An 11128-nucleotide genomic window follows, 5' to 3' on the forward strand; every position below is an offset into this window, starting at 1 on the left:
ACAGGTAAGGCAATCTTACAATTGCAGATTATGGTTAGACTTTAGCGCTGAGAAGGAATGGGGCACTTTCGAGCTAGAAAGTGCCACGGGTAAAAATTCAACCTGAGAAATTCTTGGACAAAATTAAGCCCGAAAGAACCTATTGTGCATCAAGTCCTTCCCTTACATATCGTCATTCTTTCGTAATAAACATTGCGAAAGCAATCTAAAGCTTTATAGCTTTAGTTGCAATCATTGTTGGTAAATAGTTTTCAATAATAAATCGCGGGGTTGGGTGTTCGTCTTCATAAAAACCAGCAATTACAAAACCGGAATTAATTTGTTCTCCGATTTGCTCTGTTAAAGTATGTCCAAAAACAATGGCCTGTCCTGTAGATAGCTTTTCTTCATATTCATTTTGGGTAAGACTAGTTTTATCAGAATACGGTATCGCATATTTAGGTTTTATGAGCCCTTGCTCTTCTAGCTTTTTATTTCTTTCGAAAATGAATAATACAGGGTTATAAAAACTAGTTAATAAAATCCCCTTCGTTTTAAGGACTCGGTAACATTCATTCCAAAGGTCTTTGAGATCAGGGATATACAAATTTGATATTGGAGAAATGATAAAATCAAATGTCTGCTCTTCGAAGATACTAAGGTTTCTCATATCTCCTTGAATAGTGGTAATGTTCAGTTCGTCTCGTTTAGCGACGAATTTATCTTTATTGAGCTGTTCTCGAGAGAGGTCATATACCGTAACTATTGCACCTGCTGCCGCGAGAACAGGAGCCTGTTGACCACCTGCAGAGGCTAAACACAATATTTTTTTGCCCTCTATACATTTCGGAAGCCAACTTTCGGTTAATGGTTGCTTTGTAATATGAACGGACCAGTTTCCCAACTTGGCTTGCTCAATTACTTCTTGCGACACAGGTTTTGACCAATCCGCTTCAGCTAGCGCGAATTTATCCCAAACTAAACTATTGTGATTTATGATACCTGTACTTATCTTGGGCATAAAGCCTCCTATTAATTAGGAAGATAGACGTAGAACTCAGTTCAATATGAACTTTTAAATCTTAAGCTGATTCTTTAATTTGTAGATATGAAAGATAGACTACGCCTACTGATCCTGTAAATCCGATGATTAAATGGATGAAACAGAATTAGTTGTTCATTGGCGTATATCCTTTAATGGAAGAGGTATTTTCTATGCATCCTATACCGAAATCTGACAATGTCAACTTCTAAGAAACGTGATTACCTTGAACTGATTTCAGTGGTTTAAAAGGATATAGCTTAAACTCAGACAAGATATGTTGAGATAGGTTTTAACTTGAATAGGGGCAAAAACAATCTAGCCCCTAATGACTCACCGACGTCGAAAACAGGTTAATAATTACCACACCTGCCAAAATCAAAGCGATACCGATGACTGCGTAGATATCGAGCTTTTGTCCGTAAACTAGCCAAGACAGTGCTGCGACTAACACTATCCCGGCCCCACACCAAATCGCATACGCCACACCCAAAGACATGGTTTGCACCGTTAGAGACAATAGATAGAAAGCACAGCCGTAGCCAGCCAATACTGCGGCACTCGCGGGCAAAGAAGTAAACTGCTGCGTTTTGGGTAATAAAGAAGTGGCGACAACTTCAAGCACAATGGCAAGTGATAGCATCACTGGAGGTGGGAGAGATAAAAGCATGTTCAAACCTACAACTAGAAAATAGGCGGCAAGCTTATGCTCTGTTTATTTCCAGAAAATGTCCCTTCTACCTAGTTACGGTATAGACTTTCGATAGATTCTCTTAGCAACACCTTTCCTTTCGCTACCCCTTCAAACCCCATCAATTATTACAAATAAGTAATAATAATTTTCCATTTAGAGGGATTATCAAAACCCGTACTCACACCTATACTAGCTCCAACAAAACGAGAGAGCGGAAACAATTAAGCTCGACTACGCTTAACGAGTTGAACTTAATTGCAAAGTTATCCGCTGTACTGACATATAAAGGAAGCATCCAATGACTATCGAAATCAAACCTGGTCAAACTCATATCCAATCTAAAGCTATGGTTGCTTGGAAAGCGGGCGAGCCGCTAAAGCGTGAAACGGTTGACGTTGAACTGCCAAAAGCTGGCGAAGTACTTGTTCGTATCGTTGCTACTGGTGTTTGTCACACTGACGCATTCACTCTTTCAGGTGACGATCCAGAAGGCATCTTCCCTTCTATCCTTGGTCACGAAGGTGGCGGTATCGTTGAAATGGTTGGCGAAGGCGTAACAAGCGTTGAAGTTGGCGACCACGTTATCCCACTTTACACAGCTGAGTGTGGCGAATGTAAATTCTGTAAGTCTGGTAAAACTAACCTTTGCCAAGCGGTTCGTGAAACTCAAGGTAAAGGCCTAATGCCAGATGGCACAAGCCGTTTCTCTATCAACGGTGAGCCAATCTTCCACTACATGGGTTGTTCTACTTTCTCTGAGTACACGGTACTTCCAGAAATTTCACTAGCGAAAGTAGCTAAAGAAGCACCTCTTGAGGAAGTTTGTCTTCTAGGTTGTGGCGTAACCACTGGTATGGGTGCGGTACTGAACACAGCTAAAGTTGAAAAAGGCGACACAGTTGCTGTATTCGGCCTAGGTGGTATCGGTCTTTCTGCAATCATCGGTGCTCGTATGGCTGGTGCAAGCAAAATCATCGGTGTTGATATCAATGAGAGCAAATTCGAGCTAGCGAAACAACTTGGCGCGACTGACTGCATCAACCCAATGAAATTCGACAAGCCAATCCAAGACGTTATCGTTGAGATGACAGATGGTGGTGTTGATTACTCATTCGAGTGTATCGGTAACGTAAACGTGATGCGTCAAGCTCTTGAATGTTGTCACAAAGGTTGGGGCGAATCTGTAATCATCGGTGTTGCAGGCGCAGGTCAAGAGATCTCAACTCGTCCATTCCAACTAGTAACAGGTCGTGTATGGCGTGGTTCTGCTTTCGGTGGTGTTAAAGGCCGCTCTGAGCTTCCAGAAATCGTAAACCGTTACATGGCGGGTGAGTTTGGTCTTCAAGAGTTCATCACTCACACAATGAGCCTTGACGAAGTAAACGACGCATTCGAACTCATGCACAAAGGTGAATCTATCCGTACTGTGTTACACATGGACAGATAATTCTCCTTGGTCTCGGCACCTAGGTGTCGAGACCACTGTTCTGATTTAAACATCAGAGCGAAACTGTCTTCACCACCTCCTGCCCGGTGGGTGGTGAAACCTTTAGCTTAAGCTATAGAAAATCAAATACATTAATTCCGAAACCATCAACCTACGGAGCACAATAAATGACAATCGAAAACATTAGCCAAGCAAAGGTTGCTGGTGGTTGGCACAAACAATACGCCCACTTTTCTGCAACGCTTGACTGCGATATGCGTTTCGCGATTTTCTTGCCACCCAATGCAAGCAAAGAAAACCCAGTTCCTGTTTTATATTGGTTATCAGGCCTAACCTGTACCGATGAAAACTTTATGCAAAAAGCCGGCGCATTTAAAGCTGCGGCTGAGCAAGGCATCGCTATTGTTGCACCAGATACAAGCCCACGTGGTGAGAACGTTGCTGACAATGAAAGCTACGACTTAGGCCAAGGTGCAGGCTTCTACGTGAATGCTACTCAAGCGCCATGGGACAGCCATTACCACATGTACGATTACGTGGTAACAGAGCTTCCTGCACTGATTGAGTCTTTCTTCCCTGTGACATCAGTGAAATCAATTTCTGGTCACAGCATGGGTGGACACGGTGCCCTAACGATTGGTATCAAGAACGAAGATAGCTACCGTTCTATCTCTGCATTTAGCCCAATCAGTAACCCAATGCAATGTCCTTGGGGCCAAAAAGCATTTAACCAATATCTAGGCTTAGATATTGAAGAGTGGAAGCAGTACGACGCCTCTGAGCTTCTAAAAACCAAAGGCACTAAACTGCCAATGTTGGTTGACCAAGGCGAAGCGGATAACTTCCTAATTGAACAACTGAAACCTGAGCAATTGGTAGAAGCAGCGAAGACAACCAATGCCGATTTAGAGCTACGTATGCAGCCAGGTTACGACCACAGCTACTACTTTATCTCTAGCTTTATTGATGAGCATATTGAGTTCCACGCGGCTTACCTAAACAAGTAGCAACACCTATTTAGCCCACACCTTGCAAAAGCGTGAGGTGTGGGCTTTTTTGTGCCTGCTGTTTGGCTGCAACTATCTTAAACAACGATTAACACTTTTAAACTCCAACGCTATACCAACACAAACAATACAAAGATAAAGGTACGAATATGAGCTGGTTTTTCTTGATGATGGGCGTAATGGCTGAAGCACTTTCTCACGTTGCACTTAAAGCCACTGACGGGTTTAGTTTGTCTAAGCCAGTGCCCGCATTGCTGGTGATCTCAGGGCACTTGGCAGCGTTTCTATTTTTGAGCCAAGCGATGAAGGGGATGCCTGTTGGTGTGGTGCACTCTCTATGGGCTGGACTAGCCATTTTGACAGTGAGCTTAATCTCGACCTTCGTTTACAGCCAACACCTGGACACAAAAGTTTGGATTGGCATGGGGCTTGTTGCCGCAGGCGTCATGTTGATCAACCTATCACAAGGCCACGCTCATTAATTAAACAATGAGTTGTCGTAAGGGGCTTACTCGTTCAGATTTACAAACAACAAATTATGAACAGTGAGTCAATTTGTTCAAATTTCCTAACAGAGTGGTGCCGCCTTCACTTATTCATACTCTTACAATCGACAAATCAAACCTGTTACCATAGCACCTTCAACATCACCTATTTTGAAGGTTGCTATGAAAGCAATTAAGACTCTTTTCTTCCTGATGGTTTTGGCTTGCGGCCTGTTTACCGCTTGGTTGTTTATTCCAATCCCCGCGACGATGGACAAGCAAACGCTCGATACTCCATTAACGGAACCGTTCAAGCTTGTGGCGTATCGCAGCAACCCAAATGACGCGAGCAAGCCATTTACTTATCACTACTACGTGATATCCGATGCCGTTGGTGTCGATGACATGGACCCGTTTTTGATTACGACCGATCAGTTTGTGAAGCTTGGCGACTTCGACGAGAACACATTCAACCTTACGGTTAACGGCAAGATTGAGAGTTACACCAACGATTTGTGGATCAAAAAAACCGACGGCAAGCTTCAACACTGGTATGTCAGCGTTGATGCGAACTACGTTCGTTAGATACGAACTCAAATAACTCCAACTTTAAAACTGCGCTCTGGCGTCCAAGCCGAGCGCAATGTGCTCCTAGAGAACAATACGTATTCAGTCTATGGCGTTTGCTCACTTGCTCAAATATTGATTAAACTCAGTCATTGTACGCATCACTCCAGTGGCGATAATGAGTCGATTTCAACACTGCAAATAAGCAAGACAATGCAATCACTATTCCGAGCACCAAAGCACTACTATATCCACTAACCCCCGCTAAACTTGTGGCTAAAGAAGAAAAGACTATCTCTCCAAAAGTCTGTGTTCCCTGAAAGAAAGCAATGTTTGTTGCAGGCTGCAAAGTCTGCTGAGAAAAACGCATTGAATATGTATAGGTGCTTACCGCAATAAAACCCATCCCCAAACCTACAATGACAGATGTTAACCACACACACCATGCACCCAAAAGCCAATCTTCGGCGATCGCTATCCAAAGAAAACCACCGAACATAACCAACTGCAAGCCGAACAGCAATGTTGAGCGATATCCGCAACGCTTTATAAGGTTGCTAGCAATGAAACAACCTACAAGCATTACTAGCAAATGACCAACTCCTGTTAGCATTCCTACTTGCGACATAGACCAAGATAAGTCAACCAAGATAAATTTTGACAGCGCCATTGTGATGACTCCACACAAAGTGGCACATGAACATAGTACCAAAGTTGAAGTCGCTCTTGGGGCTTTGAAAAACTTGAGAAGGGATGCTTTTGCTGTTGTACTGCTGTGCTTCACTTTCGGCTCTTGCCAAGTGATAATTGGTATTAGACATACACACACTATTGCGGCCAATAGTAGTAAAGTCACCCGATACCCAACATATTCAAAGGCAACCATTGCAAACGGGCCCGCAATTAACATCCCGATAATAATTCCTGAAACCTGAATCGCATTCACTAAACCGAGTTGTGACTTCTCTGTATGATCAGCTGCTAAACCATCGGTCGCAATATCTTGTGTCGCTCCCACAATAGAAATGATCGCGAGTAATAATGTCACTATGGCCAAGTTCTGTTCAGTAACGTTAATCATCGCTAATGTTATCAGTGTCATTACCATCACCAATTGCATAGGTATGATCCATGACTTTCTTCGCCCAAGAGAGCCTAGCCAATTATTTTCCACTAATGGCGCCCACAAAAATTTAATGGCCCAAAAAATTCCAGCGAGCGGTACCATTGAGATCAATTCTAGTGGTAAACCGAGTGTTTTTAATAGTGTAGGAATAGCATGGAATGTTAAACCAATAGGGATACCCTGAACAAAATACAGACTACAAATAATGACAAAAAAGACATTGCTTTGTTTAGATCTAAAATTCTCACTCTCACCTTTAATATTGCAGCTTTCCATAAAAGTCCTTAATTTCATTTCTGTTCAATAGGTAAATTAATGTATGGTTTCTGAGAAACTAAATTATGCTTTACATATAAAAGAAAGTAAATGATAATTATTTGCAACAAGTAATTTGGTCATAACCTTAAAGTAATGGAAAATTTATCATCAGAATTTATTAATGACTTCAATTTTTTTAATTTTGATTATCAAGGTAAATCTTTAGATATAATGAGAATTAGTTTTTCTCCAGATAAATTTAGGGAAAACTTATTTTTTCACTTTGATATTGAATATCCAAATTCAGTCAGAGAGTCTGTACCCAAAAGAAAGAGGGAGTTTTTGGCAGGTCGGATATGCACAAAGTACTTGATAAAAAGGAATTTGGGTTACGAAATCGACGTACCAATCTCCGCAGATCGTTCGCCGAAATGGCCTTGTGGATTAACAGGTTCAATATCTCATACCGATAATAGTGCTATTGCAATAGTCGGTAAAAAAGAACACTCAGGCGACAACCTTTCATTTGGTATCGATATCCAGACTTTAATGTCTCAGCAACAGAGCAAAAGCATCCAACCACTTATTGCTGACATAACAGAATTATTGCTATTGAAGAAGCTTAATTACTCTAATGAATATTGCACTACATTGTTATTTTCGGCTAAAGAGAGCATATACAAAGCTATATACCCACATATTATGGAAATAGTCAATTTTGATGCTGTTAATTTAGTCAATATTAATCATCACCAATCAATTCTGACCTTTTCTACATCCACGAACCTTAACAAAAAATTTAACATCAACACAATTATCACGTGTAACTATCGCTATGACACCAAGAGAAATGAGATCACAACGCTATGCTTGTATAAACCAAGAAACTAAAAGCTGGCAAAACGTTATCTTGCCAGCTTTCTCTCAATAACAAAAAACTACGAAATAAAGTGCCAACTTTGAGCTTGCTGTTGAAGGTTCCAAAGCTCATTATAAAGAAGTTTATTTTGCAGCAAAGTGTCGTGCCCCCCTTGCTCAACGATCTTCCCTGAGTCTAAAACAACAATATGATCAGCGTATTGAACTGTTGATAACTTATGAGCTATAACAAGTACGGTCTTATTCTGAACTAAGGCTTGCATTGCAACCTGGATATCTCGCTCATTTTCAGGGTCTAGAGAGGCTGTGGCTTCATCTAAGATAACAAGTGGCGCATCTTTAAGAAGTGCACGAGCAATTGAAAGTCTCTGTTTTTCACCGCCTGATAAGTGTACACCACCAGCACCAATCTCGGTGTCAAGCCCCTTTTCCATCTCTGCCACTAAATTTTTGAGTTTCGCGAGCTCTATAACACGCCACAATTCATCATCTGTCGCACCTGGTTTAGCAACACGAAGGTTATTCGCCAGTGTGTCATTAAAAATATAATTCAATTGAAACACAATACTGACATGCTGAAGCCAATGCTCAACTTGCATACTTGCAATATCAACCTGACTTCCTTGTTCTCCTATTGAGATTGAGCCTGAATCAAGCTGCCAAAAACGAGCTATCAATGACGCAATTGTCGATTTACCTGAGCCTGATGGGCCGACAAGTGCGGTTACTTTATTGTGAGGGAGCTTTAGGTTTAAACTATCAAAAAGCGGATCTTTTGAACCCGGATAAGTGAAACTCACATCATTAAAGGTGATCGCCATATTTGAAATCTGCGGTCGGCCTTGACCATGTGGCATAGTAGGTAATGACAACACTTCATCAACTCGGTTTACAGCCAGATCTAAATAATTTAGCTCAGCCAAAAACATTGACATGTTAAGTAATGGCCTGAAAAAACGAACTGCTGCAATCAAAAATAATAATACTTCCGGTAAAGCTATTGTACGCTCTAACCAAGCCCAAGTAAGTACAACCAGCAACACAATTAAGCCTGACTCCACCAGTACATTAAAGCTGTATACAGGCCATACAGCTGCCTTCTCAGCTTTTAAGGCTTGATTACGTGTTGATGTTAAAACATCATTTAAACGTGAAAAAGCTTTCCCCATCATGCTATATGACTTGAGTTCCTTTAAGCCATTCATATACTCCATTACGGCATCATTCAGTTGATGCATCAAATGCTGCATGTGACTTTGCCACTTCCTAGCATAAGCTCGCGTTAGTAAGTAAGCGAAACAAGCTAATGGCAAGGTTGACATCATAGCCAGCCCCATTCGCCAATCTTTAACTATCAAGCCTAAGGCAAAAAAGCACAATACTGAACCAGTGGCTATAATTGGTGCATACAAATGAGTAAAAATCCGCTCAATCATATCAATGTCTTTTAGCAAGGTGTTATTAACACTGCCAAAATCAGAACGCTGGAAAAAACCCATTGGCATTTTCCGTAAATGGTCACCTAAACGCTGACGAATTTGCTTTCCTGCATCAAAACCAATAAGAGAAATGTTCACGTGGATGACTCGTGCCAATAGGGCACGTATGATCATCATGACAGCACATCCGATCACCAACATAAATTGATGCTGTATATCTGGCTTATCGGCTAACATATCCAGCAGAATATAATAAAGAAAGCCATAGGGAGCAGAAGCAAAGAAAGCATCAAGCACTGTCAGAAATACAGTTCGATTTAAACCTTTCAGAGACGTACCGGTTAAATGCTTTAAAGTATTTATTCTCAACATGACTCTACACCCTCTGACACTGTCATAGTCTCTTGACCCTTTGATGATTGCCCAAAGTGCCAAGCTTTAGTTTCTTGGTGTGCTTCCCACATGGACTGATATAGCTCGCAGCCTTCTAGCAATTCACCATGTGTACCTTCTGACACTTTTTTACCTTTATCCATAACAATAATTTTATCGACATGAGTAAGCGTATTTAAACGATGCGCAATAACTAATACTGTTTTGCCTCGCATTAAACTTGAAATTGCTTGCTGGATGCGAACTTCATTGCGCGCATCAGCATAAGCCGTTGCTTCATCAAGGATCAAAATAGGCGAATCTTTAGCTATAGCCCGAGCAATCGCAATTCTTTGAGCTTGCCCACCACTTAAACTCCCTTGATCAACTATCGTCTCGTAGCCTTCTGGTAATGACAAAATAAACTCGTGAGCACAAGCTGCTTTCGCTGCATTAACTATGTCTTCATCGGAAAGCTCATCATTACCCATCCGAATGTTTTCTTTGATAGTCTGCTCAAAAATATAAACATCCTGAAAAACAAAACTAACAAGCGACATCAACTGAACAAATGGAAAATCTGTTACCAACTTATTACCAATAGTGATCTCACCACTCTGGTATTCAAAAAATCGAGGAATCAACTGAGCCGCTGTTGTTTTACCGGCGCCAGATGGCCCCACAATAGCGGTAATTTTTCCTTGCAAAGCAGTAAAAGAAACATCATCGACAGTACTTTTAATCGCTTTATTATGTCGAAACGTTACATGATCAAAAGTGATACCTGTATGTGCTATAGTTTGCTGTTGAGAGCCCTCACTCTGAGGAGTTATTTCACAGAAGTATTTTATCTTTTCAACTCCTTTTAGCATCTCACTGAACATACCACCAAATTGAATAAGGTTGTAAAGAGGTTCCATCAACCCCACGCCCAGTAATATAAAAATAAATAATGTCGATAGCGTTAAATCACCTTGAGCGTATAACCATACACTAACAGGTAATAAAAAAAGCAAACCAAGATCAAGCGATAACTTAAATAAAGATGCTGGCGTTTTTGTATCTAATAACCAATTCGTCACCAGTTTATGATGCTCATTCACTGCATCTCGATATTTTTGATGCGAATCGACCGTCATGTTAAACGCTTTTACTACAGGTATAGATGCTACAAAATCGACAACACTAATATGCAAATTGGAAACGACTTTATGGTACTCATCTACTCTAACGTTGAAGCCTTTGAACATAAGAGCTTGTAAAACCAAAGCGATAGGTAAAGGTAAGAGAGCTATAAGTGCCAATCGCCAATCGATATATAACAAGAGCAGTGAAGCAACTAAAGGGCTCACAATCGCAGCAGCCATATCTGGTAAATGATGGGCAATAAAAGTCTCAATTCTGTCGACATCATCTGAAATAATTTTTTTCATTGATGCCGCAGCTTGTTTATTACTTTCACCTAATGATAACTGCCCTACGCTGTCAATAATTTGTTGGCGTATTTCAAATAATAGTTGAAAAGCGGCTTTGTGCGACAATAATCCAGATGCTAGTTGCAACAGCATTTTCATCACTAATGCAATCGTAGCAAGTAAAACTAATTGCCAGACAATATAGGAGTCAGCAATAGCATCATTGATAAATCCATCAACCAAATGATAAATAATAAAATATGGTACTACCGTAAGTAAAGAATAAACAACGGCTAATACCATAGACGATAAAAGCTTACGGCGTTGGTTTGCAACCAATTGAATTAACCAAGAAAACGGCGTTCCTTTCATTTTTTTGCCTATATAAAGAAATAAAAAACAAAAGCGTAAAATTTCA

Annotated in this window: 10 protein-coding genes; 5 read left to right on the forward strand and 5 right to left on the reverse strand. The window is 40.7% G+C overall.

Annotated features, from left to right (window positions below; translation table 11 throughout):
- Window positions 1-205: 205 nt before the first annotated feature.
- Window positions 206-1000, reverse strand: a complete 795-nt coding sequence (locus tag JC606_RS07205) for a class I SAM-dependent methyltransferase (RefSeq protein WP_137406868.1) — start codon at window positions 998-1000, stop codon at window positions 206-208.
- Window positions 1001-1346: 346 nt separating this feature from the next.
- Window positions 1347-1691 (reverse strand): DMT family transporter, encoded by a 345-nt coding sequence (locus tag JC606_RS07210; protein WP_198778300.1) that lies wholly within the window; start codon window positions 1689-1691, stop codon window positions 1347-1349.
- A 322-nt stretch (window positions 1692-2013) separates the two neighbouring features.
- Here JC606_RS07210 and JC606_RS07215 point away from each other — a divergent pair, with 322 nt between their 5' ends.
- The 4 genes from JC606_RS07215 (at window position 2014) to JC606_RS07230 (ending at window position 5239) form a co-directional block, all read left to right on the forward strand.
- Window positions 2014-3162 (forward strand): S-(hydroxymethyl)glutathione dehydrogenase/class III alcohol dehydrogenase, encoded by a 1149-nt coding sequence (locus JC606_RS07215; RefSeq protein ID WP_137406866.1) that lies wholly within the window; start codon window positions 2014-2016, stop codon window positions 3160-3162.
- Between the two features lie 167 nt (window positions 3163-3329).
- Window positions 3330-4169, forward strand: a complete 840-nt coding sequence (gene fghA / locus JC606_RS07220) for an S-formylglutathione hydrolase (protein ID WP_198778301.1) — start codon at window positions 3330-3332, stop codon at window positions 4167-4169.
- Window positions 4170-4318: 149 nt separating this feature from the next.
- Entirely contained in the window at window positions 4319-4651 is a 333-nt protein-coding gene (locus JC606_RS07225; RefSeq protein ID WP_008218062.1) for a DMT family transporter, read from the forward strand.
- A gap of 186 nt (window positions 4652-4837) precedes the next feature.
- Window positions 4838-5239 (forward strand): hypothetical protein, encoded by a 402-nt coding sequence (locus JC606_RS07230; protein ID WP_198778302.1) that lies wholly within the window; start codon window positions 4838-4840, stop codon window positions 5237-5239.
- A gap of 127 nt (window positions 5240-5366) precedes the next feature.
- Here JC606_RS07230 and JC606_RS07235 read toward each other — a convergent pair whose 3' ends face one another.
- On the reverse strand, window positions 5367-6641 hold the full coding sequence (locus tag JC606_RS07235; protein WP_137406864.1) for an MFS transporter: 1275 nt from the start codon (window positions 6639-6641) through the stop codon (window positions 5367-5369).
- 117 nt (window positions 6642-6758) lie between these two features.
- On the opposite strand from JC606_RS07235, the gene JC606_RS07240 reads away from it, so the two are divergent.
- Entirely contained in the window at window positions 6759-7496 is a 738-nt protein-coding gene (locus tag JC606_RS07240; RefSeq protein ID WP_198778303.1) for a 4'-phosphopantetheinyl transferase family protein, read from the forward strand.
- 47 nt (window positions 7497-7543) lie between these two features.
- On the opposite strand, the gene JC606_RS07245 is transcribed toward JC606_RS07240, so the two are convergent.
- Together JC606_RS07245 and JC606_RS07250 are read right to left on the reverse strand one after the other, a co-directional pair.
- Window positions 7544-9295, reverse strand: coding sequence for an ABC transporter ATP-binding protein (locus tag JC606_RS07245; protein WP_198778304.1), 1752 nt, complete (start codon window positions 9293-9295; stop codon window positions 7544-7546).
- Window positions 9289-11082, reverse strand: coding sequence for an ABC transporter ATP-binding protein (locus JC606_RS07250; protein WP_198778305.1), 1794 nt, complete (start codon window positions 11080-11082; stop codon window positions 9289-9291). The genes JC606_RS07245 and JC606_RS07250 overlap by 7 nt, the downstream gene beginning before the upstream one ends.
- Window positions 11083-11128 lie beyond the last annotated feature (46 nt).

The organism is Vibrio sp. IB15, assembly GCF_016406055.1.
Lineage (GTDB): Bacteria > Pseudomonadota > Gammaproteobacteria > Enterobacterales > Vibrionaceae > Vibrio > Vibrio chagasii.

Excerpts from the sequence above, each read along its gene's own strand:
- JC606_RS07230 (WP_198778302.1), top strand. The coding sequence starts at position 4,838 with ATGAAAGCAATTAAGACTCTTTTCTTCCTGATGGTTTTGGCTTGCGGC.
- JC606_RS07250 (WP_198778305.1), bottom strand. The coding sequence starts at position 11,082 with ATGAAAGGAACGCCGTTTTCTTGGTTAATTCAATTGGTTGCAAACCAA.
- JC606_RS07240 (WP_198778303.1), top strand. The coding sequence starts at position 6,759 with ATGGAAAATTTATCATCAGAATTTATTAATGACTTCAATTTTTTTAAT.
- JC606_RS07245 (WP_198778304.1), bottom strand. The coding sequence starts at position 9,295 with ATGTTGAGAATAAATACTTTAAAGCATTTAACCGGTACGTCTCTGAAA.
- JC606_RS07225 (WP_008218062.1), top strand. The coding sequence starts at position 4,319 with ATGAGCTGGTTTTTCTTGATGATGGGCGTAATGGCTGAAGCACTTTCT.
- JC606_RS07210 (WP_198778300.1), bottom strand. The coding sequence starts at position 1,691 with ATGCTTTTATCTCTCCCACCTCCAGTGATGCTATCACTTGCCATTGTG.
- fghA (WP_198778301.1), top strand. The coding sequence starts at position 3,330 with ATGACAATCGAAAACATTAGCCAAGCAAAGGTTGCTGGTGGTTGGCAC.
- JC606_RS07205 (WP_137406868.1), bottom strand. The coding sequence starts at position 1,000 with ATGCCCAAGATAAGTACAGGTATCATAAATCACAATAGTTTAGTTTGG.
- JC606_RS07215 (WP_137406866.1), top strand. The coding sequence starts at position 2,014 with ATGACTATCGAAATCAAACCTGGTCAAACTCATATCCAATCTAAAGCT.
- JC606_RS07235 (WP_137406864.1), bottom strand. The coding sequence starts at position 6,641 with ATGAAATTAAGGACTTTTATGGAAAGCTGCAATATTAAAGGTGAGAGT.